The organism is Gemmatimonadales bacterium, from assembly GCA_019637315.1.
In the GTDB taxonomy this organism is placed as follows: Bacteria; Gemmatimonadota; Gemmatimonadetes; order Gemmatimonadales; family GWC2-71-9; genus SHZU01.
The window spans coordinates 1-25,646 of the sequence record JAHBVU010000004.1 but is presented as its reverse complement, the minus strand read 5'-3'; the positions used below and the strand labels follow the sequence as shown (position 1 = coordinate 25,646).

24 protein-coding genes are annotated in these 25,646 nt (G+C 65.2%); 14 read left to right on the top strand and 10 right to left on the bottom strand.

Translation table 11 applies throughout. From position 1 onward, the window contains the following. Positions 1-3 precede the first annotated feature (3 nt). On the bottom strand, positions 4-1,455 hold the full coding sequence (locus KF785_05070; protein MBX3146119.1) for a PLDc N-terminal domain-containing protein: 1,452 nt from the start codon (positions 1,453-1,455) through the stop codon (positions 4-6). Positions 1,456-1,547: 92 nt separating this feature from the next. On the opposite strand from KF785_05070, the gene KF785_05065 reads away from it, so the two are divergent. The 6 genes from KF785_05065 (at position 1,548) to KF785_05040 (ending at position 6,891) form a co-directional block, all read left to right on the top strand. Further along, positions 1,548-2,678: an ABC transporter ATP-binding protein gene (locus tag KF785_05065; protein MBX3146118.1), complete on the top strand. Its 1,131-nt coding sequence runs from the start codon at positions 1,548-1,550 to the stop codon at positions 2,676-2,678. Beyond that, positions 2,675-3,544, top strand: coding sequence for an ABC transporter permease (locus KF785_05060; protein MBX3146117.1), 870 nt, complete (start codon positions 2,675-2,677; stop codon positions 3,542-3,544). The genes KF785_05065 and KF785_05060 overlap by 4 nt, the downstream gene beginning before the upstream one ends. Further along, positions 3,541-4,347, top strand: coding sequence for an ABC transporter permease (locus KF785_05055; GenBank protein MBX3146116.1), 807 nt, complete (start codon positions 3,541-3,543; stop codon positions 4,345-4,347). The genes KF785_05060 and KF785_05055 overlap by 4 nt, the downstream gene beginning before the upstream one ends. After that, a complete protein-coding gene (locus tag KF785_05050; protein MBX3146115.1) occupies positions 4,344-5,582 on the top strand; it encodes an aminotransferase class V-fold PLP-dependent enzyme in 1,239 nt (412 codons plus the stop codon). The genes KF785_05055 and KF785_05050 overlap by 4 nt, the downstream gene beginning before the upstream one ends. Then, entirely contained in the window at positions 5,560-6,663 is a 1,104-nt protein-coding gene (locus KF785_05045) for a spermidine/putrescine ABC transporter substrate-binding protein (protein MBX3146114.1), read from the top strand. The genes KF785_05050 and KF785_05045 overlap by 23 nt, the downstream gene beginning before the upstream one ends. A 69-nt stretch (positions 6,664-6,732) precedes the next feature. Continuing rightward, positions 6,733-6,891, top strand: a complete 159-nt coding sequence (locus KF785_05040) for a hypothetical protein (GenBank protein MBX3146113.1) — start codon at positions 6,733-6,735, stop codon at positions 6,889-6,891. Here the strand turns inward: KF785_05040 and KF785_05035 are convergent. Continuing rightward, positions 6,888-7,256 (bottom strand): hypothetical protein, encoded by a 369-nt coding sequence (locus tag KF785_05035; GenBank protein MBX3146112.1) that lies wholly within the window; start codon positions 7,254-7,256, stop codon positions 6,888-6,890. The genes KF785_05040 and KF785_05035 overlap by 4 nt on opposite strands. Before the next feature lie 146 nt (positions 7,257-7,402). Here KF785_05035 and KF785_05030 point away from each other — a divergent pair, with 146 nt between their 5' ends. The 5 genes from KF785_05030 to KF785_05010 all read left to right on the top strand — a co-directional run bounded on the left by KF785_05030 (position 7,403) and on the right by KF785_05010 (position 13,949). Beyond that, on the top strand, positions 7,403-10,507 hold the full coding sequence (locus tag KF785_05030; protein ID MBX3146111.1) for an efflux RND transporter permease subunit: 3,105 nt from the start codon (positions 7,403-7,405) through the stop codon (positions 10,505-10,507). Continuing rightward, on the top strand, positions 10,504-11,778 hold the full coding sequence (locus KF785_05025) for a TolC family protein (GenBank protein ID MBX3146110.1): 1,275 nt from the start codon (positions 10,504-10,506) through the stop codon (positions 11,776-11,778). The genes KF785_05030 and KF785_05025 overlap by 4 nt, the downstream gene beginning before the upstream one ends. A gap of 1 nt (position 11,779) precedes the next feature. After that, entirely contained in the window at positions 11,780-12,841 is a 1,062-nt protein-coding gene (locus KF785_05020) for an efflux RND transporter periplasmic adaptor subunit (GenBank protein ID MBX3146109.1), read from the top strand. After that, on the top strand, positions 12,838-13,404 hold the full coding sequence (locus KF785_05015; GenBank protein ID MBX3146108.1) for an NAD(P)H-dependent oxidoreductase: 567 nt from the start codon (positions 12,838-12,840) through the stop codon (positions 13,402-13,404). The genes KF785_05020 and KF785_05015 overlap by 4 nt, the downstream gene beginning before the upstream one ends. Positions 13,405-13,742: 338 nt before the next feature. Then, the gene (locus tag KF785_05010) at positions 13,743-13,949 is read left to right on the top strand and encodes a cold shock domain-containing protein (protein ID MBX3146107.1); all 207 of its coding nucleotides are present in this window, start codon (positions 13,743-13,745) and stop codon (positions 13,947-13,949) included. A gap of 89 nt (positions 13,950-14,038) precedes the next feature. Here the strand turns inward: KF785_05010 and KF785_05005 are convergent, their stop codons facing one another. Genes KF785_05005 through leuS form a run of 3 tightly spaced genes read right to left on the bottom strand, consistent with a single transcriptional unit; the run spans position 14,039 to position 17,257 of the window. After that, a complete protein-coding gene (locus KF785_05005; protein ID MBX3146106.1) occupies positions 14,039-14,551 on the bottom strand; it encodes a GNAT family N-acetyltransferase in 513 nt (170 codons plus the stop codon). A gap of 10 nt (positions 14,552-14,561) precedes the next feature. Next, the gene (locus KF785_05000; GenBank protein MBX3146105.1) at positions 14,562-14,819 is read right to left on the bottom strand and encodes a hypothetical protein; all 258 of its coding nucleotides are present in this window, start codon (positions 14,817-14,819) and stop codon (positions 14,562-14,564) included. A gap of 8 nt (positions 14,820-14,827) precedes the next feature. Next, the gene (gene leuS / locus KF785_04995; GenBank protein MBX3146104.1) at positions 14,828-17,257 is read right to left on the bottom strand and encodes a leucine--tRNA ligase; all 2,430 of its coding nucleotides are present in this window, start codon (positions 17,255-17,257) and stop codon (positions 14,828-14,830) included. Between the two features lie 103 nt (positions 17,258-17,360). On the opposite strand from leuS, the gene KF785_04990 reads away from it, so the two are divergent. Continuing rightward, complete coding sequence (locus KF785_04990; protein MBX3146103.1) at positions 17,361-18,620, top strand: methyl-accepting chemotaxis protein; 1,260 nt, start codon at positions 17,361-17,363, stop codon at positions 18,618-18,620. Positions 18,621-18,632: 12 nt separating this feature from the next. Then, complete coding sequence (locus tag KF785_04985; GenBank protein ID MBX3146102.1) at positions 18,633-19,490, top strand: zinc metallopeptidase; 858 nt, start codon at positions 18,633-18,635, stop codon at positions 19,488-19,490. Here KF785_04985 and KF785_04980 read toward each other — a convergent pair. The 5 genes from KF785_04980 to KF785_04960 are packed head-to-tail and all read right to left on the bottom strand — an operon-like array spanning position 19,487 to position 24,141. Continuing rightward, positions 19,487-20,953 carry a YdiU family protein gene (locus tag KF785_04980; protein ID MBX3146101.1) on the bottom strand — a complete coding sequence of 489 codons (1,467 nt, stop codon included), beginning with the start codon at positions 20,951-20,953 and terminating at the stop codon, positions 19,487-19,489. The two genes, KF785_04985 and KF785_04980, sit on opposite strands and share 4 nt — an antisense overlap. Before the next feature lie 46 nt (positions 20,954-20,999). Beyond that, on the bottom strand, positions 21,000-21,788 hold the full coding sequence (locus KF785_04975; protein MBX3146100.1) for a hypothetical protein: 789 nt from the start codon (positions 21,786-21,788) through the stop codon (positions 21,000-21,002). Positions 21,789-21,841: 53 nt separating this feature from the next. Further along, a complete protein-coding gene (locus tag KF785_04970) occupies positions 21,842-22,417 on the bottom strand; it encodes a DUF502 domain-containing protein (GenBank protein MBX3146099.1) in 576 nt (191 codons plus the stop codon). Next, positions 22,417-23,022 (bottom strand): hypothetical protein, encoded by a 606-nt coding sequence (locus KF785_04965; GenBank protein ID MBX3146098.1) that lies wholly within the window; start codon positions 23,020-23,022, stop codon positions 22,417-22,419. The genes KF785_04970 and KF785_04965 overlap by 1 nt, the downstream gene beginning before the upstream one ends. Before the next feature lie 24 nt (positions 23,023-23,046). Then, positions 23,047-24,141, bottom strand: a complete 1,095-nt coding sequence (locus KF785_04960) for an alanine--glyoxylate aminotransferase family protein (protein ID MBX3146097.1) — start codon at positions 24,139-24,141, stop codon at positions 23,047-23,049. A gap of 189 nt (positions 24,142-24,330) precedes the next feature. Here KF785_04960 and KF785_04955 point away from each other — a divergent pair, with 189 nt between their 5' ends. Next, positions 24,331-25,584: a BamA/TamA family outer membrane protein gene (locus KF785_04955; protein MBX3146096.1), complete on the top strand. Its 1,254-nt coding sequence runs from the start codon at positions 24,331-24,333 to the stop codon at positions 25,582-25,584. Positions 25,585-25,646 lie beyond the last annotated feature (62 nt).

Here is a 25,646-nt window from a genome sequence, read left to right as displayed (position 1 = left end):
GGGCTACAGGTACGGCTGGGCCAGCCAGGCCACGCCATCCCGCAACCGGATCGGCAGCGGACGGCGGCGTATCTCGGCCGTGTCGAGCTGACGAGCCCCGACTCGCTTTCGGGCGATGATTGCCTCGACCTGAGCGGCAAAGTCGTCGCAATAGCACTCGACCACCTGCTCGAAGTTGAGTCGTAATGATCGCGGATCCCAGTTGGCGGATCCGATCAGGGTCCAGCCGCTGTCGACCACCATCAGCTTCGAATGGTCGAATGGCGCGGGGTTGAGCAGGACCCGGCAGCCACCTTCCAGCACCCGAAGGAGCTGAGCGCCCTGAGCCCATTGCACCATGCGCAGATTGCTGCGTTGGGGCAGCAGTATCTCGACGTCGACACCGCGGAGCGCCGCGACCTGCAACGCATCGAGAAGCGCCGTGTCCGGGAGGAAGTAGGGCGTGACGATTCGAATCGAGCGACGGGCGTGTGCCAGCGCACCAAGCAGCGTCAGCAGCAGTACGTCGCCCGACTCGTCGGGGCCGGTGGCCAGGCCGCGCGCCACGATGGTGCCCTGCTCCTGGAGCGAGGGGAACCACGAGGCGCCATCGAGCCGCTCTGCCGTGGCGAAGCGCCAATCGAATGCGAACGTCTCCTGGAGCTGGCGCACGATCGGGCCGTGCAGGCGAAAGTGAAGGTCGCGAGTCGGCAGCTTGGACGGGATGGCCAGCACACACGCATCGCGAATGTTGATGCCGCCGGAAAAGCCGATGCGCCCGTCGATCGTCAGGATCTTGCGATGGCTGCGCAAATTGAAGTATGGGTTTGGCAGCGGCAGCAGCGGCGGTAGAAACTCGGCTACGCGGACACCCTGCCGTCGAAGGTCTCTGACGATCGAGGGTCGACTGTACCGTGCGCCGACCCCGTCGATCAGGACCCGTACTTCGACGCCGCGCTGGTGAGCCCTCGCCAGGGCGTCGACGAACTGGCCTCCAACGTCTCCGCGATCGAAGATGTAGGTGGCGAGGCCGATGCTGCGCTCGGCCTCCTCGATCGCAGCCAGCATCGCTGGGTACGCCTGGTCGCCGTCCTCCAGCGGTGCGATGCTGTTGCCGGCAACCAGTGGCTCCAGCGCGAGATTGCCTGTCAGCGTTGCCAGTGGCTGCCAACTGTCCGGCACCGCCGGGCGTAACGATGCCGGTACTGCCAACCCGCCGGGAGACAGCACCATCGCGCGCCGCTCTGCCGTGTGAAGATCGCGGGCCTCGCGGATTCGACCGGCGGCGCGGCGGATTCGGTTGATGCCAAAGAAGAGGTAAACAATCGGCCCGACGATCGGCGCCAGCCAGGCCAGTCCGGTCCAGCCGATCGCTGCGCGGACCTCTTTCTTGGTGAGCAAGACATGCCCCGTGACCAGCGCCGCGCCGGCAATGTGACCCAGGGTGAGCAGGGCTTCAGGAGACACAAAGGGCATGATGCGGGCGCTTGCGGCTGATGGTCGGGAACGTACACTTCAGGGACTGGAATGGATACCCCGTTGACCCCGCCTCCAAGCAGCGGTTTCCCGTGACCAATGCACCTGACCCCCTCCGCCCACCGGCTGTCGAGCTGATTCGGGTCCGCAAGAGCTACGGCGCCGCCCCGGCGGTCGATGGGATCGACCTGCGAATCGAGGAAGGCGAGTTTTTCTCGTTGCTAGGCCCGTCCGGCTGCGGTAAGACGACGACACTCCGCCTGATTGCCGGGCTCGAAGTGCCGGACGCGGCAGGCGGTGACATCCGAATCTCCGGTCGCTCGGTTGTCGACCTCCGTCCCTATCAGCGTGGCATCGGGATGGTGTTCCAGACCTATGCCCTCTTTCCACACCTCGACGTCGAACGGAATGTCGGCTTCGGATTGACCCAGCAGCGGATCGCCGCACCGGCAATTGCCGAACGGGTGGGGCGGGCGCTCGAGCTGGTCCGACTCGATCCGGCGCGGTACCGCCGCCGCCGGCCCGCCGAGCTGTCAGGTGGGCAGCGGCAGCGGGTGGCGCTGGCCCGGGCCCTGGTGCTCGAGCCCAGGATCCTTCTGCTCGACGAACCCCTTGGCGCGCTCGATCTCAAACTACGCAAGGAAATGCAGCTCGAGCTGAAGGCGCTCAATCGCTCGCTGGGCATCACGTTCATCTATGTGACCCACGACCAGGAAGAGGCGCTCACCATGTCCGATCGGATTGCCGTGATGGACCACGCCCGCGTGGCACAGCTGGGAACGCCGGCCGAGGTCTACGAGAATCCGCGGACCGCGTTCGTGGCATCGTTCATCGGCGAGTCGAACTTCGTTCACGGCACCATCCGTCGGCTGTCCAACGGTGTCGCTGAGGTCGACGGCCCGGATGGCGGATTTGCCGTTCCCGCGCCGGCGGGCGCGCGCACTGGCGATACCGTCGACATTGCTGTTCGGCCGGAGTGGATGGATCTCGTTGCTCCGCATGCCGTCCCACCGGGTGAGAACCACCTGCTCGGCGCCATCGCCGAGGTGATCTATCTCGGCGAGACGATCCACGTGCTGGTTGCGCTCGGTAGCGGGAGGTCGGTCAAGGTCGCGCTTCGCAACGAAGGCCAGCTCGGCAACCCGATACCCTGGCAGCGCGGGCAGCGGGTTGCCGCGGCATGGCGACCCGACGATTGCCAGGTGCTGGAGCTTGCCTCTTGAGTCTCCTCGGACGCCTGTCGCGCCGACCCCAACGGGTCGGACCGATCCTGGCGACACCGGGTCTGCTCTGGCTTGCGCTGTTCTTTGCGGTGCCCCTGCTTCTGATCGTCGGCTTCAGCGTCATGGGGCGGGGCCTCTACGGCGGCGTCGAGCCTGGCTTCACGCTGGAGCACTACCGCCGCTTCGTCGATCCACTCTACCTCGGCATCGTCGGACGCACCGTCTGGTGGGCCCTCCTCTGCACCGTCGTTTCCCTCCTGATCGGGTATCCGATTGCCTTTGTGATTGCGCGAGCATCGCGTTGGCGAGGTTTGCTGCTGTTCCTCGTCATTCTGCCTTTCTGGACCAGTTTTCTGGTTCGGATGTTCGCGATGATCTTCTTGCTGCGTGATACCGGGTTCATCAACGGCGTGCTGCTTTCGCTTGGTGTGATCGAAGCGCCGTTGACGCTGCTGTATACGCCAGGCGCCGTCCTGGCGGGACTGGTGTACGGCTTCCTACCGCTCATGGTGCTGCCGATCTACGCCTCGCTGGAAAAGCTCGACGACACGCTGCTGGAGGCGGCCGAGACGCTGGGGGCCGGTCCGGCGGCGCGGTTCTTTCACGTCGTGTTGCCGCTGTCGATGCCGGGTGTGATTGCGGGCTGTCTGCTGACCTTCATTCCGGCGCTGGGGTCGTTCGTAACATCGGATCTGCTGGGTGGGGCCAAGCACGTCATGATCGGCAACCTGATCCAGAATCAGTTTGCCGCCGCGCGGAACTGGCCCTTCGGTTCTGCTGCGGCGCTGGTCGTGATGCTCGCGGTCCTGCTTGCCGTCGTGCTCTACTTGCGGCGGCGCGATGCGGCTCCGTCGGCGCTGCAATGAGGCGGCGGGTTCCCCGGTGGGTTTCGGCGCTGGCACTGATCGGGTTCATCTTTCTGCATGCGCCGCTTGCCGCGCTAATCGTCTTTTCGTTCAATGATTCCAAGTTCGCCGCCAGTTGGACGGGATTTACCCTGGCCTGGTATCGCGAGCTGTTCGGCCGGGGTGACATCCTGGCGGGACTTGGCCGGAGCGTCTGGATCGCGCTGCTGGCCACGGTCATCGCGACGGTGCTCGGGACCTTGCTGGCCCTGGCGCTGGCCCGCCATCGGTGGCGCGGTCGGCGTGCTGCGGAGAGTCTGCTCTATCTGCCGCTCGTCACGCCCGAAATCATCATGGGTGTCGCGCTGCTGGGTCTCTTTGCCTTCGTGGGCGTGCCGCTCGGCGTCGGCACCATCACCGTGGCGCACGTCACCTTCTGCGTTCCCTTCGTTGCCGTTGTCGTCGGGGCCCGGCTTCGCGGGATGGACCGGCATCTCGAGGAGGCCGCGATGATGCTGGGAGCCGATGAGTGGTCCGCCTTTCGCCGGGTTACCCTCCCGGCGCTGATGCCCGGAATCGTCGCGGGAGCGCTGCTCGCATTTACCTTGTCCTTCGACGACTATATCATCACCTCGTTCGTGTCCGGGGCCGGCTCGTCCACGCTTCCGGTGGTGATCTACGGCATGGCCCGACGTAACATCGAGCCGACCATCAACGCGGTCAGCACCGTCATCGTGGTGGCAACGTCAGGCTTGCTCTATCTTGCCGAGCGCTTCCGAACCCGATCGACAGCCGACCTGGTGGCGTCGGGAGACCGCTCGTGACCATACCCCGTCGGACCTTCGTCGACCGAATGGCCCAGGCCGGCATCGGCTTGGGCGCGTGGAGCACAATGCTGGATCCCAGAATGGTAGACGCACAGGACGGCGGCCTCGCGCCGGCCGAGTTTCCCGGGGTCAGAGGGGCTGCATATCTCAATCATGCGGCGTCCTCACCGCTGCCGCGTCGCTCGGCGGCCGCCGTCTCGACCTACCAGACCAATCGTCAGGAGGTGCATCGGCTCTACCAGGCAGGTGCGCAGGACTACGACGCCAATCCGCTTCGTCAGAAGCTGAGCCGCTTGCTCGGTGCGCCAGTCGATTCGCTGACGTTCGTCCCCACGACCAGCGATGGGATTGTCTCTGCCGTCAATGGGATCGACTGGCGGCCCGGCGACAACGTGGTCTGCCCCTCCAACGATTATCCTGGTGTGATCTACGCAGCTCTCGACCTCGAGCGGCGCGGAGTCCAGGTGCGGCAGTTGCCAGTCGAAATCCATCTGGACTTGGAGCAGCTGCTCGGCCTGATCGACGGCCGGACCCGGGCAGTGCTGGTGAGCCATGTGCACTGGCAGACCGGCCACCGAATCGACCTGGCGCAGCTGGGCAGGGCCTGCCGAGCGGCTGGCGTGCTGTCGGTCGTCGATGCGATCCAGAGCGTCGGAGCCACTCCCGTCGATCTCAGTGCTTCGGGCGTCGACATCCTGGTGGCCGGTGGCTACAAATGGCTGATGGGCATGCCCGGGGCCGCAGTACTTTACGTAGCGCCCGAGCAGCTGCCCACGATCCGACCCGATCGCGCCGGATGGATGAGTATGACGACGTCGGTGTTCGGTCGCCCGACCATTGCGTGGAAGCCGGATGCGTCCCGGTTCCAGGTTGGTGGCCAGGCCGATCCCGCGCTCGTGGCGCTCGATCAGTCGGTCGAACTGCTGCTCGAAGTTGGCGTACCGACGGTCGAACGGCACGTGAAGAACCTCCTCGATCGGCTGCTGGCCGGGCTGCCCGGTACCGGGCTGCGCTGCCTGTCGAGTCTTGCGCCCGAGAGTCGGTCGACCCTGGTCTGCCTCACCACCGGCGACCGGGATCGTGATCTCAGTTTGACTCGCGAGCTCGTGGCCCGCGGCGTGATCGTGGCGCATCGCGGGCCGGGGATTCGGGTTGCCCCGCATCTGCACAATCGCCCTCGAGACATTGATCGGCTGCTGACGGAGTCCCATGCCATTCTTCGCTCGATCTGACCGCAATCCCTCGCGGCGCGACTTTCTCCAGGGCGTCGGCGCCGCGGCGCTAGGGTCCTCGGCCGCCGCCGCGTTGTTGGGCGCTTGCGGCAAGGCGCCGCTTCGCGATTTCTCGGGCGACCTGGGCCCGATGGAGAAGCGGCTCAATCTTTACCTCTGGTCCGACTACCTGGCGCCTGACACCATCTCGGGCTTCGAGGCCGAACACGGCGTGGCGGTCACGCTCGACACCTACGAAAGCAACGAAGAGCTGGCCGCCAAGCTGCTGGCCGGCGCCACCGGGTATGATCTGGCGCTGCCGTCGAGCTACCTCTTCCCCTTGCTGCGGGGCCGGAACCTGATTGCGCCGCTCAATCGGAGCTACCTGAGCAATATCGGCAACCTGGCGCCGCTCTTTGCCGATCCGGTATGGGACCCCGGTACGGAGTACTCGGTTCCCTGGGGTTGGGGGACCACGGGAATTGCCTATCGCAAGGATCGACTGCCCTCCGCACCTGACAGCTGGGGCGTTTTTCTCGATCCGACCTATCGCGGCAAGATGACCATGCTCGACGACGCCCGCGATGTGATCGGTTGCTTTCTCCGCTATCGCGGGCATTCCATCAACTCGGTCGATCCAGCCCAGCTGGCCGAGGCCAAACAGGATGCGCTGGCGGCCAAACCCAACCTCCGGGCCTACGCCTCGGCGCCGGTCAAACCTCAGTTGATCGCGGGCGACATCTGGCTGGCCCAGATGTGGAGCGGAGACGCTGCGCAAGCGATGGCCGAGCAGCCGGAAATCGGATTCGTGGTACCGAAGGAGGGAAGTATGATCTTCGCGGATGCGCTGGTCGTGCTCAGGACCGCGCCCAACCCCCGCGCGGCCCATGCGTTCCTCGACTATGTGCTGCGGCCGGAGGTGGCGGCTGCCATTGCCGATGCTACGGGGTATGGTACGCCGAACCAGGCTGCTCAGAGCCTCACTCGGTATCCCAGGCCCTATCCGTCGCCGGCCGAACTCGAGCGCCTCGAGTACCAGCGGGACTTGGGGGCGGGGGTTGAGCTCTGGGATCGGATCTGGACCGAGATCAAGGCAGCCTGATCCCTAACTGGTTGCCACTGTAGGGCTTACAGATTAAATTGGCAATCTGTCCCGCACTTGGACCTGACTATGCTGGAACCGATCGGACGCGTGTTCGCCTTCTTGGGCGCCGCCGGCATCCTCTTCGCGCTGACTTTTGTCACTCTGCTGATCGGCGTGCTCGTGCATGCCATGGCGGCGCTGATGGCTGGCCCCGTCATCGACAAGCTCGTCAAAGAGAAGTCCTAAGACGGTAGTTCCTCGGCCTCATCGACTGGGGTTTCGGGCGTGCTCGCGGCTTTGAGTGCGCCTTCGAGGTTTGTCTTGAGGGCCATGAATCCCTCGCGCAGGCCCCGAACCCGCATCTGAACCGCCCCTGATCGGCGGGCCAGCGTGGCCATCACGCCGAGGGAGTCTGCCACCCCGGATTCGCCCACGCCCTGAGCGGCCGCTTTCATCTCGTCGAGCATCCGAGCCAGCCGCCTGGTCTGAGATTCATCCATTCGGAGGGACGCCAGTTCCTCGATCAGGCGGTTGATACTGTCGAATTTCGGGGGGAAGGTCTCGAGCACTGCCAGGGTGGCAAGTTGTCGGGAACTGAGTTTGACCGCCATGCGCCGTCCTTGGACAGATTGCGGCCGAAACTTAACGCCTTGCTCAACGTTGGAAGGCAGACGCGCGTAATAGGTAGTCTGGTCTGCAGGGCGATGTCGGGGTCCCGACGTAGCCTATCATCTTTTCGGCCTGCGGGTAACAACTGATGGTCCTCTCTGATATCTCCATCAAGCGCCCGGTCCTAGCGACCATGATGAGCCTGGCGCTGGTCCTGTTCGGCGTCATCAGCTATCAGAAATTGAGTGTTCGGGAGTACCCCGACGTCGACCCGCCCATTGTCTCGGTCAGCGTAACCCTTCGGGGTGCCAACCCCCGGGTCATGGAATCGGCCGTGACCGACGTGCTCGAGGAGCAGCTCTCCTCGGCCGAGGGCCTTCGGACCATGACGAGCGTAAGCTCGGAGCAGCAGAGCACCATCACCCTCGAGTTTCACCTCGGGCGGGACATCGAGCTGGCGGCGCAGGACGTGCGCGATCTGGTGTCCCGGGTCCGGGGCCGCCTGCCCGAAGAGATCCTGGAGCCGGTCGTTGCCAAGCAGGATGCCGACTCTCGGCCCATCATGTTCATCACGATGCAGGGCGAAAATTACAACCTGCTTCAGCTCACCGATATTGCCGATCGATACGTCAAGACACCGCTGCAAACGGTCCCGGGGGTTGGTCGAATCGATATCCGTGGCGAGCGGCGCTATGCGATGCGAATCTGGCTCAACGCCTCGGAGCTGGCGGCTCGCGGTTTGACCACGAGTGACGTCATGACGGCGGTGCAGAGCCGGAACGTCGAGATTCCGGCTGGTCGGATCGAGTCACAGCAGCGCGAGTTCAGCATCAGGTCGATGGGCGAGCTCAAGACTCCGGAGGAGTTTTCCCGCCTCGTCGTAGCCAACCTGAATGGGCAGATCGTCAGACTGGGCGATGTTGCTCGGGTCGAGCTTGGTCCGGAGGAGGACCGGAGTCGTTTCCGGTTCAACGGTCAGCCCGCGGTGGGTGTCGCAATCGTACGGCAATCCAAGTCGAATCTCGTCGAGCTGTCGGACGGGGTGCGCGCCATGGTGCCAGAGATCGAGTCCCAGCTTCCGCCGGGGGTATCACTGACTATCGGGTATGACAACTCGATCTACGTCAAACGCTCGATTCTCGAAGCCGAAGAAACGCTGGTCATTACCGGTGTTCTGGTGATCCTGATCATCTTCGTCTTCCTGCGAAACGTGCGGGCGACGATCATCCCAGGCCTGGCGATTCCGACCTCCATCATCGGCACCTTCGCGGCGATGTACTTCCTGGGCTTCTCGATCAACAACCTCACACTCTTGGCCATGATCCTGGCCATCGGTATCGTGGTCGACGACGCCATCATCGTGTTGGAGAACGCCTACCGGCGCCAGGAGGAACTCAACGAGCCGCCGGACGTAGCGGCAGTCAGGGGTACTCGGGAAATTGCCTTTGCGGTCATTGCCACCACGGTGTCACTGATTGCCGTGTTCACACCGCTGGCCTTCCTCGAAGGGGCGACCGGTCGGCTCTTCAATGAATTCGGCATCACCGTCGCCGTGGCAGTGGCGCTGTCCGGGTTCGTGGCGCTGACGCTGACCCCGATGCTCTGCGCCAAGGTTCTGCGTGTCAAGCACCACCATGGGCCGCTCTTCCGGGCCTTCGAGCGCGGGTTCAACGCTCTGGCGACAGGGTATCAGCGGACCCTGGCGCGCGCGCTCAACCAGCGGGCCTTCGTGTTGGGCGGCGTCGGCGCAGTTCTGGTGGTGGCGTGGTTCGTCTTCGGAACCCTCAAGACCGAGTTCGTGCCGCCGGAGGATCGCGGCATGATGACGGTCAATGTCGTGGCGCCGGAAGGCTCGTCGATCCACTACACCAACGAGTATCAGCGTCAAGTGGAGCAGATCATCAGCCAGGTGCCCGAAATTTCCACCATGAACAGCATGGTGGCTTTCGGCGGCGGTGGCGGGGGCGGTCGGGTCAACGCCGGTATGATCTTCGTCCGCTTTACGGACTGGTCGGAGCGGAAGCGGAGTGTCCAGGAGGTGATTCAGGAACTGCAGCCCAAGCTGGGTGCCGTACCTGGTGTGCTGGCGTTTGCGAGCAATCCGCCGGCGTTTGGCGGGTGGGGGCAGCCGGTGCAGTTCGTGGTTCGCCATCCGAACTTCGACTCGCTGGTCATTGCCATGGATACCCTGATCACACGAGCACGTCAGATCAGCGGACTCCTCAACGTCGACACCGATCTCCGGGTCAACAAGCCGGAGTTGACGGTGTCGTATGAGCGGGACCGGATGGAAGATCTGGGCGTCCCGGTTCGTGACGTGGCCAACACGATGCAAGCGCTGCTTGGCGGGCAGCGAATCAGCACCTTCACGATGAACAACAAGCTGTACGACGTGATGATCCAGCTCGAGCCGGATGCGCGCGCAACGCCGGCGGCAATGACCGAGCTGACGGTGCGCGGTCGGGGTGGTCAGCTGATCAAGCTCGACCAGGTTGCCCGGGTAGCCGAGAACGTGGGTCCCCGCCAGCTCAACCACTTCAACCGGGTTCGGGCGGCGACGATGACCGCGAGTCTCGCGCCGAACTTCACGCTTGGTGAGGCGCTCGATTCGTTGCGTCTGCTGGCGGCAGAGGTCCTGCCGACCGGATCGTCGGTGGCGTTGGCCGGCGAATCGCGGGAACTCGAGGAAAGCGGCAGTGCGCTCTACTTCGTATTCATCCTTTCGCTCATCATCGTCTTCATGGTGCTGGCGTCGCAGTTCGAGTCGCTGGTGCATCCATTTACCGTGCTGTTGGCCGTTCCGCCTGCAGTGACGGGAGCCATCTTTACGCTGTTCCTGGCGGGGTCGACCATCAACCTCTACAGTCAGATCGGCATGATTCTGCTGATCGGTCTGGTGACCAAGAACTCGATTCTGCTGGTGGAGTATGCCAATCAGGCGCGGGCGCGTGGAATGGCCACGGCTGCTGCGCTGCTGGAGTCTGCTCGGATCAGACTCCGTCCCATCCTGATGACCTCGGTTGCTGCGGCGGCTGGCGCGACTCCGATTGCACTCGGCCTGGGTGCCGGTGCGGCGAGTCGCCGGCCGCTGGGGTATGCCATTGTGGGCGGCGTGATGTTCTCGATGGTGCTGACGCTGTACCTGGTTCCGGTTGTGTATTCGTTGCTCGATCAGGCGCTGGCCCGTTCGCGGAAGCCGGCAACCGAGCCCGCGCCTGAGCCGCTCCCGGTCGTGTCTGGGGAGGCTCGATGATCGCAGCAGTACTGCTTGGGATGGCCGCGCTCGGGTCTGATTCGCTGCCCCGCGTGACGTTGTCGGAGGCCATCCACCGCGCGACGCGGTTGAGTCCCAATTATGTCGCGGCTGTTGCTCAGCTCAGCACCGCGGAGTGGGCGCGGAAGGCGGCCTTTACGACCTTCATTTCGCCGTCCTTGTCGGTTGCGACCGACATGACAGCCTTTTCCGTGGAACAGTTCAACATCGGCATCGGTCGGCCGGCGCGGACCACGGTCAATGCGCGGGTGGAGGCGCGGTACGAGCTCTTTACGGGCGGCCGCAAGACGGCTGACTACCGGCGGCTTGGGGCAGAGCTCGAAATGGCGCGTGCCGGTGAGCAGCAGCAGCTGTTTCTCACGGCGCTTGGCACGGAACGGGACTACTACGCGGTTTTGAGCGGACGCGAGTTGCTGGACGTGGCGCGTCAGCGGCTGGCTCGGGCTCAGGAGCAGCTGGTGATCGCTCGGGCGCGGGTGGTCAGCGGTGCGGTGGTGCAGACCGATTCGCTCCAGATCCTGCTCGAGGTCAACCGGGCACAGGTTGCACTGTTGCGGGAAGAAGCGCAGCTGGCGGTTTCCCGCCTGCAGCTCGGTCGCCGGATTGGTCAGCGGGGCGCGGTGGATGCTGCGCCGCTCGACTCGACCTTGCCGTCGGAACTTCCGATTACGGTCCCGGCCGCGCTGGCGCTCGCGCTGGAGCAGGGCCCGGAGTACCGGATGGCGCGCGGCAACGAACGAGCGACCCAGGCACTCGTCAAGGCGCGCAACGCAGCCTATCTGCCGCAGGCCAACCTGGTCGGGTCATACACCAAGTTCGGGGACGCCTTTCCACCGACCGGGATCGACCGCGGGTCGATTTCCCTTCAGATCTCGCTGCCGATCTGGGACAACCTGAATCGCGAAACGGCGGTTCGCCGCGCTCGGGCCGCGAACGATATTGCGCGGGCGGTTCGAGAAGATCTCGAGCGGGCGGCCGAGGCGGATATCACGGAGGCGTATGAGGCGCATCGGACGGCGCGTGCGGCCAGCCGGTTTGCCGAGCAGGGTGTTCGGGTGGCGGAGGAGAACTACCGGGTTCAGCAGGCGCGGTACCGTGCCGGCGCCAGCACGATCCTGGATCTGCTCGATGCGCAAAGTCAGTTGACCGAGGCACAAGCCGAGCTGGTCCAGTCCCGCTATGCGACGCGCCTGGCCCAGGCGGGGCTCGAAGTCTTGATCGGCCGTCGATTTACCGAGATCGGGGATTAGTGTGAGAGCATATTGGTTGTTGCTGCCCGTAGCATTGATTGCTCTGGGTTGTAAGAATGAGGCCCCCGCAGCGACCGGTGGTCGGGCGGGACGCCCGGTTCCGGTCGAAGTCACGGAGGCGCGGTCCGAAACGGTGATCGATGCGATTACCGCGACCGGTCAGATCGAGTCGATGCAGTCGGTGGAGCTTCGTCCCGATGTCGATGGGCGGCTGATCGATATCTTCGTGCACGAGGGTGCCACGGTTGCGGCAGGGGCGCCGCTCTTCAAGGTCGACGACGCCGAGCTCAAGGCCCAGGTGGCCCAGGCCGAGGCTAACCGCGACCTGGCCGAGCAGGCGCTGACGCGCACCAATCAGTTGCTGGCCGAGAAGGCCGCAGCGCCCGCCGACGTCGAGCGTGCGGAGGCGAGTGCACGCAGTGCGCGGGCAGCACTCGAGCTGCTCAAGGTTCGGCTCGATCGCACCGTGGTTCGGGCGCCCTGGGCAGGTGTTGCCGGGGCCCGGTTCGTCAGCGTCGGCGATTACGTGACCCAGAACACCCGACTGATCACCCTGCAGACCATCTCGCCGCAGCGGGCGGCGTTCCAGATTCCCGAGCGGTATTCCGAGCGTCTCAAGGTTGGCCAGACGGTCAGCTTCAACGTCGCCGCGCTGCAGGGCAGGGTCTTTACGGGCCGGGTCGATTTTGTCGACCCGCAGGTGCAGCTGCCGGGCCGCACCATCACGGTCAAGGCGGTCGTGCCGAACCCGCGGCGGGAGCTGGCGGCCGGGATGTTCATCGAGGTCCGTCTCGAAACGATGCGCCGGGACAATGCCGTTGTGGTTCCGGAGGAAGCGATCCTTGCGCTGCCCCGCGGCACCGTCGTTTGGGTCGTCAAGGGTGAGCAGCCCGAGCAGCGAGAAGTAACGCTTGGGGTGCGGACGCCTGGTTTCGTCGAGATCCTGAGCGGGATCGATCCCGGCGATCGAGTCGTGGTTGGTGGCGCCGAGCGGCTGACGCCGCAGTCTGCGCTGATCGTGACCGAGCGCCCGCTGCGGACCGTGGTGCCGCCGCAGCAATGACCCGAACCGTCGGCGTCTTCGTTGGCAGCTTGCGGAGCGGTGCCCATACGCGCAAAGTCGCTCGGGTGCTGGCGGAGCTGGCACCCGGGAACCTGTCACTGGAAGTCGTCGAGATCGGGCAGTTGCCACTCTACAATCCGGATTTCGATGGGGCCGATCCGCCAGCTGCGTGGACGGCTTTTCGCGAGCGGGTCAAGCCCCTCGATGCGCTGCTCTTCGTCACCCCTGAATACAACCGGTCGATTCCCAGCGCGCTCAAGAACGCACTCGATGTGGGATCGCGCCCCGCCAAGCAGGGGGCCTGGGACGGGAAGCCCGGGGCGGTCGTCAGTGTCTCGCCCGGTGCGCTGGGTGCCTTTGGTGCGCATCATCACCTGCGACAGGTTCTTGCCCACCTAAACGTCGCGACCCTGGCCCAGCCCGAGATCTACCTGGGCGGTGTTGCCGACCTGCTCGACGAATCCGGGGCACTGACCAAAGACTCGACCCGCGCCCTGCTGACCCGATTTCTTGCCACCTTCGCAGTCTGGATCGAGCGGAACCCGGCCCCGGGCCGGTCGTGATCGACCCGGTCAATCGGGGACTCGGTTACCCGGGATTTAATTGGGTGTGGTCACACCCAAGCTATTGATTTTTACGCACCTAGGTGTTACTGTGTACCGTTGCGACACGGTACGACCATTTCCGCATGTATGCCACATCCAAGCCGAACATGATGTAGGGGCGCGGCCAACAGGCTGAGCCCCTTGTTTTGCTGGTTGTCCCAGGCAGCTGGAAGGTTCCGTTCGGAACACGTCTCAATCAGGCAGTAAATGCATCGTGAGGCACTGCTCACGAACAACACGTAGTCGGTTCGTACGGCTTGTCCGCATCCGATTACAACAACAAAGAGGGTTAGGAAATGCGTACGACCGGCACCGTGAAGTGGTTCAACGACGCGAAGGGCTTTGGCTTCATCACCCCCGAGAACGGTCAGAAGGATTGCTTCGTGCATCATTCGGCCATCCAGTCTCAGGGCTTCCGTTCGCTTGCCGAAGGCGAGCGGGTGGAGTTCGACATCGTGCAGGGCGCCAAGGGCCCGGCCGCCGAGAACGTCACCAAGATCTGACGATCGGCTTCATGGTGAAAGCGGCCGGCCCGTCATCGACGGGCCGGCCGCTTCACGTTATCCAGCCCACTCTCCGCCCCGACCGGGCCTCAAGGCGACTCGTCGATGCCTTTGCGGTATCGCACCATTTCCTGTTCGTAGCCGAGCCGATCGTACACGGCACGGGCAGCCATGTTGCGGGCAAAGACGTTGAGCGTCATCGATCCGTAGCCACGCCCTCGCGCCCATTCCTCTGCAGCGTTGACCAGCGCCTTGCCAACTCCCTGACCCGCGGCATCCGCCTCGACCGCCAGCACTTCGATGTGGCCGTGCGGGGCTGCCGTGAAGAAATCGACCCGGCTGGTGACGAAGATGTAGCCGCGGCGGGTGCCATTCAGCTCGGCCACGAGCAACAGGGTCGTCGGGTCGGGGTCGCGCAGGGCTGCCAGGAGGGCAGGGTGGTCAGCGACGTCGATCTCCCGAGCCGTTCGCCAGCCGGGCAGCGGGAAGGACGCCAGGCGACCGGTGAGCCCCAGCAGGTACGACTCGTCGTCGGCTCGGGCGGGTCGCAGCGAAATCGTCGGGGGGCCCGCGGACCGCAGCCCCCCGGAATCGATGCTCATGCTCACGACGTCAGTGCTCGAGCGAAACGCCGGACTCGCCGTCCCGGGTCCTGAGCTCGGTGGCGCCGCCACGGATTTGGCCACCACGGAAATCGAAATGATCTTCCGGCAGGAGTCGATCGCCGAGCCGCTTGGGGTGGGCCGCGCGAAGCTGGCTCATCAGAATGGTGGCGCCGACCTGAGAGGCGGGCAGCCAGGCCCCCGCCTCGATTTCGGGATAGAGGTCTGAGTATTCCGGCCGCAGCCGCGCTTCACGGATAATGGTCATGGCGCTGATCATATCACGACGACGTTGATGAGGCGGTCAGGAACGTAGATCACCTTCTTCACCTCTTTGCCCTCCAGGAACTTCCTGAGGGTATCGTCATTTCTGACTCGCTGCAAGACCAGGTCCTGCGAGGCACCCCGGCCGGCCCGAACCGTCGAGCGGGTCTTGCCGTTGATCTGGACCGCAATGGCCACCACCGAATCGATGGTGAGTGCTTCCTCCCAGGTTGGCCAGGCGGCATCGAACACCGAGGTGTCGTAGCCCAGGCGACTCCAGCACTCCTCGGCAAAATGCGGAGCAAACGGAGCCACCATGATGATCATGTCTTTGACGATCTGCCGCTCGGAGCAGTTCGTCTCGCGCAGGGTATTGAGGAGCTCCATCAGCGCGGCAATCGCCGTGTTGTAGCCCAGGGTCTCGAGATCCTGGGTGACCTTCTTTTTGGTCGCATGCCACTTGATCACGACCTCATGGTGCAGTTCGACACCGGACAGGGTCCGGCCCTCGGACTGACCGACGAGATCCCAGAGTCGTTCCAGGAATCGGCGCGGCCCGGCCAGGCCGGCATCCCGGAAGTCGCCGCCCTCTTCGAACGGGCCGATGAACATCAGGAAGAGCCGCAGGGTGTCGACGCCCCACCTGGCGATGTATTCGTCGGGGTTGACCACGTTCCCCTTCGACTTCGACATCTTGGCGCCTTCCTTGATGATGAGCCCATGGGCCCGGAAGCGCCGGAACGGTTCGTCGAAGTGCAGCAATCCCTGGTCGTGGAGCACCATCGCAATGAAGCGCGAATAGAGGAGGTGGAGCAGGGCGTGCTCGTTGCCGCCGATGTAGGTCGCGACCGGTGCCCAGCGCTTGACCCGCTCGGGATGAAACGGCTTGTCGGCGACGTCGGTGGAGAGATAGCGCAGGTAGTACCAGGCCGAGTCGAGGAAGACGTCGGACACATCGGTTTCCCGCCGGCCTTCCTTGCCGCACTCCGGGCAGGGCGCGTGGTACCACTCTTTGTGGCGCGCCAGCGGTGAAATGCCGGAATCGTCCGGCCGGAAATCCTCGAGCTCGGGCAGCAGGACCGGCAGGTCCTTCTCAGGTACCGGCACCGGCCCGCAATCATCGCAGTAGATGATCGGAATCGGCGGGCCCCAGTAGCGCTGCCGCGAGATGCACCAGTCGTGGAGCCGGAAGCGGACGACGCCCTTGCCCACCTGACGCTCTTCGAGCCAGGCGACGATAGCGCTGCCGCCGTCGTCGATGGTTTTGCCATCGAAGCTGCCGGAGTTGACGAGGGTGACGCCTTCCGTGGCCGTCAGCGCCTCTTCGAGCGGGGCGTCGGCGGTCTCGCCGTCGGCCGCGATGACGCGCACGATCGAGAGGCCGAACTTCCGGGCAAACTCGAAGTCGCGCTGGTCGTGCCCAGGCACCGCCATGATGGCACCGGTGCCATACTCCATCAGGACGTAGTCGGCAATCCAGATGGGAATGGCTTGACCGTTGACCGGGTTGGTGGCATACGAGCCCGTGAACGCCCCGGTCTTCTCTTTGTCGCCCACCTTGCGGCTGACCACGTCTTTGGCCGCAGCCGCCTTGCGATACGCGTCGACGGTGGCCCGTTCCGCATCGGTGGTCAGCGCCTCGACCAGCGGATGTTCCGGCGCCAGCACCATGAAGGTGGCGCCGAACAGCGTGTCGGGGCGGGTGGTGAAGACGGCGAGCGGTCCTGCGCCGGTGGCAAAGTTGATCTCCGCGCCGGTGCTCCGCCCGATCCAGTTCCGCTGGGCGGTCGTGGTCGTGGCCGACCAGTCCATCTTGGTCGGATCGTCCAGGTTGTTGAGCAGCCTCTCGGCGTAGTCCGTGATCCGGAAGAACCACTGCTCCAGGAATCGCTGCTCCACGGCCGTGCCGCACCGCTCGCAGAAGCCGCCTTCGACCTGCTCGTTGGCCAGCACCGTCTTGCAGTTCGGGCACCAGTTGACCGCCCCTGCCTTCTTGTAGGCCTTCCCGGCGTGATAGAGCTGCAGGAAAATCCACTGGGTCCAGCGGTAGTAGTCGGGGTCGGTGGTCGAGAGCGAATGCGACCAGTCGAACATCCCGCCCAGCGCGGTCAGCTGCCGGGTGAAGTTCTTGATGTTCTTCGGAATCAGGACACCCGGATGGGTGCCGACCTTGAGGGCGTAATTCTCGCTGTGGATCCCGAAGGCGTCGAACCCGATCGGCTCGAAGACGTCGTGGCCCCGGAGCCGCATGAACCGGCCATAGACGTCACTGCCCGTAAATGCATAGAAATTCCCGACATGGAGCCCCTCGGCGGAGGGGTAGGGGAACATCATCAGGTTGAAGAACGGGCGCTCGGCCCGGTCCAGGTCCGGTTGGTTGGTTCGGCGCTCGGCCCAGAGGCGCTGCCATTTGGGCTCGATCGTTTCGGGTGCGTAGGTCATGGCAGAATAAAAGACGGATGGCCCGGCTGTTGGAAGGACATCCCGCCGGTCGGGTTGGCCGGGCAGGATGGAGCCGGGCGGGAGGCCGGCGTACCTTACACTCATGGCTTCGCTACATCCCTTGGCGCGTCGGATTCGCCTGGCCGGGCTCGGCGTGGTGGCCGTGCTTGCCGCGGTCGTCTGGCTGCTGCTCGAAATCGGCGATGGGTGGCCGACCTGGGCGGCCCTGCTCGTCTTCCTCGGGGCCGCCATCGTGGCGGTCTGGCTGGTTGACCAGTGGTTCCGCCGGGTTCTGATCGATCCGCTCTCCGCAACCGAGAAGGTGGCCCTCCGGGTCTCCAAGGGCGACCTCCGGGTGACCGAAGGCCAGATCCTGGCTGTCGGGGGCGGTCCGCTGACCGACTCGCTCCGGCTGATGGTACACGAACTGAGGCGTCTGGCCGACGCCGTCCGCGGTGCGGCCCGGGAGTCGGCCCAGCTGTCCGATGAGATATCCCAGGCGGTCCATCAGGTCATGGGGACCACGGAAAGCGTCGCGACCACGACCTCCGACCTGACCGACCGGGCCATTACCCAGGCCGGCCTGATCCGCAGCGTGGCGGACGATGCGGGGCGGATCCTGACGATTGCGCAGGAAGTGGCCGGGGCCGCGCATCGGACGGCAGAGCGGAACTCCGAACTGGCCGCCCTGGCCCGGACCCATCAGGAACGGCTGAGCCAGAGCGCTGCCGCGCTGGAGGGTTTTTCTGCCGAAGTCACCAAGGGCGCCGAAGAAGCCGACGCGCTGGCGGAGGCTGCGACGGAGATTCAGCGCCTGCTGGAACAGTCAAGGGCGATTGCGAAGCAGACACGAGTGGTGTCTCTCAACGCCTCGATCGAGGCGGCACGCGCCGGCGAACAGGGCGAAGGATTCTCCGTAGTGGCGGACGAAGTGCGCAAGCTGGCATCACAAGCTGCGCAAACCGCGGGCGCCACCAGCGAGACGGTTCGTCTGATCCTGGCCCGGGTCGATGCCGCCCGCGACCGGATGCATCGGCTCGGTCGAGGAGGGCTCCAAGCTCGTGAAGCTGCGGTCGCGGCCGTGGAAGGTCTCAAGAGCGTGACCCAGGAGGCCGAGGGCATCGACGACTGGACTCGGGGCGTGTCGCGGGCCGCCAATGAGGTCCGGGTTCTGATCGAGGCCATTGCCGGCCGCAGTCGGGAGCTGGCGGTCGGGGTCGAGTCCCACGCGGCGTCGGCACAGGAAATGGCCGCGGCGGCACAGGAACTCAACGCCGCGACCGAGGAGATTACCGCGTCAGCAGCGCACCTTGCGGGCGCCGGCGAGCGCCTGACCGGCGCCGTGAGCGGCTTCAAGACCTGAGAGGCCAAGGCCATGAAATGGAAACCGGGCAGGACCAGTTCCGATATCGAGGATCGCCGAGGGGGTGGGGGTGGGATGCGCCTCGGGGGCGGGCGCGGCCTCGGCGTTGGTGGATTGCTGCTGCTGCTGGTGCTCAGCCTGGTCTTCAAACAGGACTTCTTCAGTCTTGTCGGCGGCGGTCTCGGCAGTGATCCAGTGGCGGGCGTCGAGGCGGGACCGGTTGTGCAGTCGCCGGAGGAGGAACGCCAGGTTCAGTTCGTTTCGTTCGTGCTCGACAGTGCCCAGAACTTCTGGGAGCGGACCTTCACCGAGATGGGCGCGCAGTACAGTCGGGCTCGCCTGGTACTGTTCCGTGACGCGGTGCATTCAGCCTGCGGTGCAGCCCAGTCGGCGGTCGGGCCCTTCTACTGTCCTGGTGACCACCGGGTCTACATCGATCTGGGATTCTTCGAGGACCTCGACCGCCGATTCGGCGCTCCCGGTGATTTTGCGCAGGCCTACGTGCTGGCTCACGAGATCGGTCATCACGTGCAGACGCTGCTTGGTATCGAGGGGCGGGTTCGCCAATCGCAGCGGTCGGATCCGGGGTCGGCCAACGGGGTTCAGGTGCGCATGGAGCTTCAGGCCGACTGCCTGGCCGGTGTCTGGGGCCACGCCACCAACCGCATGGGTCTGCTCGACGAGGGCGACATCGAGGAGGGGCTTAGGGCTGCTGCCGCGGTGGGCGACGACCGGATTCAGAAGGCCGGGCAGGGATACGTCAATCCGGACGCATTCACGCACGGCACCTCCGAGCAGCGGATGCAGTGGTTCACGAGGGGGTTTCGGTCCGGCCGAGTCGATCAGTGTGATAGCTTCGCCGCTCGCTAGGACGAGCAGCTCACCACCAGGTCGCGCGCCCAGGGGGGCGCCGGCTCCGCATACCGTGCCTGCTCCGGGTGCTCGTCGAACGGCGCAGCAAGCACCCATCGCAGGGATTCGATCTCGCTGTAGTCCTTCCCTAGCGCCGCATCGATTGCTCCCTGGGCCAGGTAGTTGCGGAGCACGTATTTCGGGTTGACCCGACCCATCGCAGCCATTCGTTCCGGGTCGGGCCGCTTCTCGGCGCGGAGCCGCGCGGTGTAACGCGAGGTCCAGGCATCGAGCCGTTCGAGGTCGTGCGCCATGCTGCGCAGGAACGCTGGTGCGGCCTCGGCGTCGGACGAGACAGCGCACAGGCTGCGGAACCAGATCGTGTAGTCGACCCGGTTGGCCGCCATCAGCGACAGCAGCTCGCCAACGAGAGACGTGTCATCGGCGTCGGTGGTGGTCAGACCAAGCTTGCTCCGCATCAAGGCGCCGTAGCGCTGGTCGAACGCAGTCGGGTAGCGGTTGAGGGCCGCGTTGGCAGCCTCGAACGACACCAGTTCCAGCAGCGATTCGGCAAACCGTGCCAGGTTCCAGAGACCGATGGCGGGCTGACGATCGAAGGCATAGCGGCCCTCGTGGTCGCTGTGATTGCAGATGAACCCCGGTTCGTAGGCTTCCATGAAGCCATAGGGGCCGTAGTCGAGTGTCAGGCCCAGGACCGACATGTTGTCGGTGTTCATGACGCCATGGGCAAATCCGACAGCCATCCACGAGGCCATCAGCTCCGCAGTCCGGTCGACCACCCGCTCCAGCCAGCGTTCGTGGCGATCCGGGCGCCCGACCAGGTCCGGCTCGTGCCGCTCGATCACATGGTCAGCGAGTTCGCGGCTTCGGTCGGGTTGCCCGCGGGCGGCAAAGATCTGGAAGCTGCCGAAGCGGATATGACTCGGCGCCAGGCGAATCAAGGTCGCGGCGGTTTCCGGGGTTTCGCGGTAGACCGGGTCGTCACTGCCGACGATAGCCAGGGCCCGCGTGGTTGGGATGCCGAGCCCGTGCATCGCCTCGGAGGCCAGGTATTCCCGAATCGTCGATCGCAGCACGGCGCGCCCGTCGCCCATGCGCGAGAAACGAGTCATGCCGGACCCCTTGAGTTGCACGTCCCAGTGCTCGCCGCGACTGTTGGTGACCTGACCGAGCAGAATGGCGCGGCCGTCGCCCAGCTGGGGAACCCAGACTCCGAACTGGTGCCCGGCGTAGATCATCGCCAGCGGCTCGGCGCCCGGCATGCGTTTCCCGCCAGACAGGTACGCTGCCGCATCTGGATGAGCTGCAGCATCCCGGGGGAGATCGAGCAGCGCCGCAGCGTCCGGATTGAAAGCGATCAGGTGTGGCTGACCGAGCGGGGTGGGATCGACCACCTCGTAGAAGGTCGGATGCAACCGGGCAAACCGATTGTCGAACGGCAGGGCAAAGGGGTCAGGCATCCCTGCAAGGTAGTGCCCTGCAGGGATGCGGTCAGGCGGCGTCGGGCTACTCGTCGACGATCCGCCGGGTAGCCAGGTTGAAGGTGTATTCGACTCCATTGACCGTGATCGGCACCAGGTTGGTGCCATTGAAGGTCACCGTGACTTCCCGACTGTAGCGTTCGCCGTCGTGCGGGCCACCAACGATCGTGGCGGTGACCTGAGCCGTAACGGTGCCTGAGGTCGGCCAGTTGGAGTTGCTGCGCACAGCCGGGACGACGACATCGCTGATCGAGAACGAGCTCTCGGTCGAATACTCGCGGGTCGCCTCACCCCGATGTCGTTCACGGGATGACGATGCGGAGCCCGATCCGTTCCAGGTCCAGGACGTTTCGTTGCCGGTCAGCCCGGACACGCGAATCTCCCGTTCCCGCTCCACCGAGGCGCTCCAGTTGTGGCGTTCGATCGAGGCGGAGAAGCTGAACTGGGTTTCGACCGATTCGGTGGTCGCATCGTCATACCGGGTCTGGACGTTGCCGCTGGCGTCCTTGAAGACACAGGACCAGCTCAGGCTGATGTTGCGCAGGTCGATCTCGCCGGTGCTGCAGCGGAACGGGCGGTAGATCGCACCGACGCCTCCGGCGGCAAGGCCAAGGCCGAGCTGACCGCCCGGAGCGCCCATCATCTCGATGTCCTGGGCGGCGGCTTCGCCGGTGTGGGTCGCGACGTGTCGGTTGAGGGCCGCTGCGACTTCAGGGTCGCTCGGTTCGTTGGGGCCGCTGGTGTCCGAATCGCAGCCGATCATCGCGCCAAGCGCGAGGACGGCGCTCAGTCGAAATGCGCTCGTGGTCTTCATGCTTCTGCTCCCCTGGTGTCGGTCCGGCCGCGCCACGGTCGTGGGTGACGCGGCTACTTCGGTTGGGTCGATTGCCGATCTGCCGCGGTTCGCGTCACCCCGCCGGAAACGAGAAACGCCATGGTATCGGCTGCATCGACCGCCAATGGAATGACGCGATCGGCCGGGAGGATCAGCACATGTCCCGCGACACTGTAGGAAAACGGGGCATAGACGGCCACATGGCCGTCGAGACCGAAGTGCGCCAGCGACTCCGAAGTGACGAAGCCGAGGATGTAGACCTCGGCGCTGCCCTCACCGATCCGGGCACGAACCGGCCGATTGAAGCGTCGATGCTCGCCGACGAAGGCGTTGAGGAGGTCCTTGATGCTGGTGTAGAGCAGGCGAACCAGCGGCAGGCGGGCCAGGCTGCGATCGGCGGCGGCCACCAGCGAACGGGTCAGGAAGTTCGATGCCAGCGCACCAATCAGAGTGATCGCGGCCAGTCCCACAATCAACCCTGCGCCGGGAATCGAGACGCCGAGCAGCGAGTCGGCCCAGCTGATCGCTGCCCAGCAAACGTACAGCGTCAGCGCCGCGGGCGCCGTGATCAGGAGCCCGCGGAGGAAGTAATTGGCTATGCGTCGCATCAGAGGCGGATGGCGAGGCCGGCTGAAAGCAGCAGCGTGGTCTGCGAGGCGGAGCTGAACGGTTCCCCTGCGCTCCAACTATAGAAAAAGCCTTCGCCGTCGATGCGACCGGTTACGCCGGGTGTGAGCGGAATCCGGAGACTGCCGCCGAGTACGCCTCCAATGTCGAACTGGTCGCTCAGAGCGTTGAAGATGTCGCCGGCGTGTTTGATTCCGGCAACTCCTCCCGACAGCGCAAATCCGACCGATCCGGTCGCGCGCGGCTGGAAGACGAGCTTGAGGTTGCCGCCCTCGACATGACCGTCGATCGACTGGCTGAGCGGTCCGGTCGACAGCTCGAGCTTACTCGCGGCGTAAAAGTAGGTAGCCTCGACGCCCAGGCCGCTCTGGCCGACGACCGAGAATCGGGCTCCGAAGGCTGGCGCCGTGGTCAGCCCCCCGCGGGCGGCGATCGAACCGCTGATCGGAATGGTGGCGAGATTCGAGGTTGGAACGAAGGCGCCGACCAGGGGCGTGAACTCCATCCGGCTCTGGGCGTGGGCCGAGACGGTCAGCGCGGTTGCGAGCGCCGGTGCGAGCAGCCATCGTGGTGAGAAACCGAGCATATCGCTACTCCGAATGAGTCACCGTCAATGATCGCCGCCCGAGCTCGAGGAGAGCAAGGGCGTCAGCGCAGCCAGGAGGTCGTCGAGATGGTGGAGCTCGATGTCTCCCATGTGGCCGATGCGGAGCAGGGGGCCGTGGGTGTTGTCGATCGATCGGCCCACCAGGAACCCCTGGGCCGCCAGCTGACCCGCGATCAGCTCGGGGTTCTGACCGCCGGTCAGGCGGATTACCGAGACCGCTGGCGATCGCCGACCGGGACGGGCCAGCATCTCGACGCCTGGTTGCTGCGCTGCCCACTCGGCGAAGTGGCCCGACAGGGCCTGGTGTCGGGACCAGCGTGCGGCCCATCCGCCGCTCTCGGCGATGCGCTGGATCTGCCGATGCAAGGCGAAGTGTAGTGACAACGCGGGGGTTTCGAACAGGTCGTATTCCGCGGCCATGCGGACCCAGCGCGTGACGCTGAAGTAGTGTCCCACGTTGGGCAGCGAGCGGGCCCGCGCTTCGAGCCGATCACTGGCGGCGCCGAATGCCAGTCCTGGGGGCAGCGCCATGGCCTTCTGCGAGCCGGCAACGACGAAATCGATGCCCAGTCGGTCCATCTCGATTGGGGTGGCGGCGGCGGAGCTGATCGCGTCGACCAGGAGCATCGTATCGGGGCGGCGTCGGACCACGGGGGCCAGCGTTTCGAGTGGTGCCAAGCTGCCGGCGCTCGATTCGGAGTGGACCAGCGCCACGGCGTCGACCTCGGGCCCGTCGAGCAGGGCCTCCAGCTGTTCTGCTTCGAGAGTCTGGCCGAGCGGGACCTGGATCCGGATGACCTCCTTGCCGCATCGTTCGGCAATGGTCGCGAAGTACGCGCCGAAGAAGCCGCTGTCGACCACCAGTACCCGCTCGCGGACTCCGTTTCGAATCGCCGATTCGAGCAGCCCGGTGCCCGAACAGGTCAGGGAAAACACTGGGCGTTCCGTCCCGAACATCTCCCGGAGCGCGGGCTGAACGTCCTCGAGGTACGGCCGCATCGCCGGGGTGTAGTGGGCGAACATCGGGGCCGTCATCGCGGCGAGCAGGTCGGGGTGGACCCCCGTGGGCCCGGGAAGAAAATTGCGTCCGAAAGTCATTTGGCGCGGTCTGTGTGGGCGAAAGTTGCCCGAAGCTACGTGTTCACGGTGTCGAGCGGAAGGCGGTGGTGGAGAGGATCGTGACGTCGGCGTAAGTTGACAGACGGGGCTCGGCACGTCCTATTCCTTGCCGGCAATCGGCGGCCGCCGGGCCGCCACTCGACGCTAGGGTTGGACAGGGAGTTCTGCGTGACCGATTTACGGGTTCATCATCGCGGGGTCGATCGGGGGCCGGCGCGGTCCGCTTGGTGCGGATTGGCGGTGGCCGGGTTGCTGGGTCTGTTGGCGGCACCCGTGGTGGCCCAGGCTCCCTATCGCAGCAGCTATTTCCCGTACGTAATCGGGAATCCCGCCGATGGCGTCATGCTGGTGGCCCGGTGGCAGCGCACTCAGAACGCGCCGTACTTCATCTCGCAGAGTGACGACCGGGATGTCATCAATCCGGTCACATTCCGGGGCGCGTTTTCGATCGAGGCAGGGATGGGCACCTCCGGGAGCCGCTTCGGTCGGGTGGAGTTTCGCGGCCCGGCCATAGTCGACGGCTGGCGCTTCCGTGGATATCTGGCCGCCGAACGGCATGCCAAGCTGGCGTACTACGGCCTCGGTGGCGACTACGAGCGAACCGGCGTTGTCGCCGATCCGAACAGTGATGAGTTTCGGATTCGCCGGGTCCGTTACGTGGCACAGGGCGAAGTGACCCGCCGAATCGCGGGGCCGCTCCGGTTTGCGGTGGGAGCCTCTTTCGATCACACCGAGCTCATTCCCTTCAGCAGCATGGGGGACCTCCCCATGGAGCCCCGTTCGCGCTTCCGTACCGATGTCGGCGGCGACTTCGAGCGGAGCAATCTGATCGTCCGTCCGGCCCTGGTTCTCGATACCCGCGATCGCGAGTTTACGCCGGGCAACGGCGTGCTGCTGGAGGTCGGCGGTGGGCTCGGAACCGGGGGGTCGCGCGGCACCTTCGGAGTGGCCGGGGAAACTCAATCGTACGGTTTGTTTTACACGCATCTTCGCGGATACGTGTCGCCGCGCGAAGGGACTGTCGTGGCCGGGCGGGTGCTCTTCCGCGCGCTCGACGATGAGGCGCCGCTCAGTGCGCGATTCACGATTCCCGGCTGGGAGCGCGAGCTCGCCACCGCCGGCGCGGAAGGACATCGCAGCTTTCCGCTCGGTGCGCTGGCAGGATCGCGTTTCACGCTCGCGAGCCTCGAGCTCAGACACGATCTCCTCAACGCCGGCGACTTTGGCGCCATCACGGTGCTCGGGTTTGCCGACTGGGCGCAGTCGCGGGACGACAGGGCGCTCACGTTCGACCGAACCAGCCAGTTCGGCGGCGGCGGCGGAGTCGCGGTCCGCGTGCTCCGCTCTGCCATCCTGACCGCGAACTTCGCGGGTGGGGCGAACGGCTTCAACTTCTCGATGGGTACGGGCTGGACCTTCTGAGCGCCGCGGCTTGCTGCGCTCAGAAGGGCCGATCGTTCAGCACTCCCGGATCGTCACGCCGA

What these genes read in the sequence shown, in the direction of transcription:
- KF785_05070 (MBX3146119.1), bottom strand. Translation starts at nt 1,455, where the DNA reads ATGCCCTTTGTGTCTCCTGAAGCCCTGCTCACCCTGGGTCACATTGCC.
- KF785_05055 (MBX3146116.1), top strand. Translation starts at nt 3,541, where the DNA reads ATGAGGCGGCGGGTTCCCCGGTGGGTTTCGGCGCTGGCACTGATCGGG.
- KF785_05045 (MBX3146114.1), top strand. Translation starts at nt 5,560, where the DNA reads ATGCCATTCTTCGCTCGATCTGACCGCAATCCCTCGCGGCGCGACTTT.
- KF785_05040 (MBX3146113.1), top strand. Translation starts at nt 6,733, where the DNA reads ATGCTGGAACCGATCGGACGCGTGTTCGCCTTCTTGGGCGCCGCCGGC.
- KF785_05035 (MBX3146112.1), bottom strand. Translation starts at nt 7,256, where the DNA reads ATGGCGGTCAAACTCAGTTCCCGACAACTTGCCACCCTGGCAGTGCTC.
- KF785_05030 (MBX3146111.1), top strand. Translation starts at nt 7,403, where the DNA reads ATGGTCCTCTCTGATATCTCCATCAAGCGCCCGGTCCTAGCGACCATG.
- KF785_05025 (MBX3146110.1), top strand. Translation starts at nt 10,504, where the DNA reads ATGATCGCAGCAGTACTGCTTGGGATGGCCGCGCTCGGGTCTGATTCG.
- KF785_05015 (MBX3146108.1), top strand. Translation starts at nt 12,838, where the DNA reads ATGACCCGAACCGTCGGCGTCTTCGTTGGCAGCTTGCGGAGCGGTGCC.
- KF785_05010 (MBX3146107.1), top strand. Translation starts at nt 13,743, where the DNA reads ATGCGTACGACCGGCACCGTGAAGTGGTTCAACGACGCGAAGGGCTTT.
- KF785_05005 (MBX3146106.1), bottom strand. Translation starts at nt 14,551, where the DNA reads ATGAGCATCGATTCCGGGGGGCTGCGGTCCGCGGGCCCCCCGACGATT.
- KF785_05000 (MBX3146105.1), bottom strand. Translation starts at nt 14,819, where the DNA reads ATGACCATTATCCGTGAAGCGCGGCTGCGGCCGGAATACTCAGACCTC.
- leuS (MBX3146104.1), bottom strand. Translation starts at nt 17,257, where the DNA reads ATGACCTACGCACCCGAAACGATCGAGCCCAAATGGCAGCGCCTCTGG.
- KF785_04990 (MBX3146103.1), top strand. Translation starts at nt 17,361, where the DNA reads ATGGCTTCGCTACATCCCTTGGCGCGTCGGATTCGCCTGGCCGGGCTC.
- KF785_04985 (MBX3146102.1), top strand. Translation starts at nt 18,633, where the DNA reads ATGAAATGGAAACCGGGCAGGACCAGTTCCGATATCGAGGATCGCCGA.
- KF785_04980 (MBX3146101.1), bottom strand. Translation starts at nt 20,953, where the DNA reads ATGCCTGACCCCTTTGCCCTGCCGTTCGACAATCGGTTTGCCCGGTTG.
- KF785_04975 (MBX3146100.1), bottom strand. Translation starts at nt 21,788, where the DNA reads ATGAAGACCACGAGCGCATTTCGACTGAGCGCCGTCCTCGCGCTTGGC.
- KF785_04970 (MBX3146099.1), bottom strand. Translation starts at nt 22,417, where the DNA reads ATGCGACGCATAGCCAATTACTTCCTCCGCGGGCTCCTGATCACGGCG.
- KF785_04965 (MBX3146098.1), bottom strand. Translation starts at nt 23,022, where the DNA reads ATGCTCGGTTTCTCACCACGATGGCTGCTCGCACCGGCGCTCGCAACC.
- KF785_04960 (MBX3146097.1), bottom strand. Translation starts at nt 24,141, where the DNA reads ATGACTTTCGGACGCAATTTTCTTCCCGGGCCCACGGGGGTCCACCCC.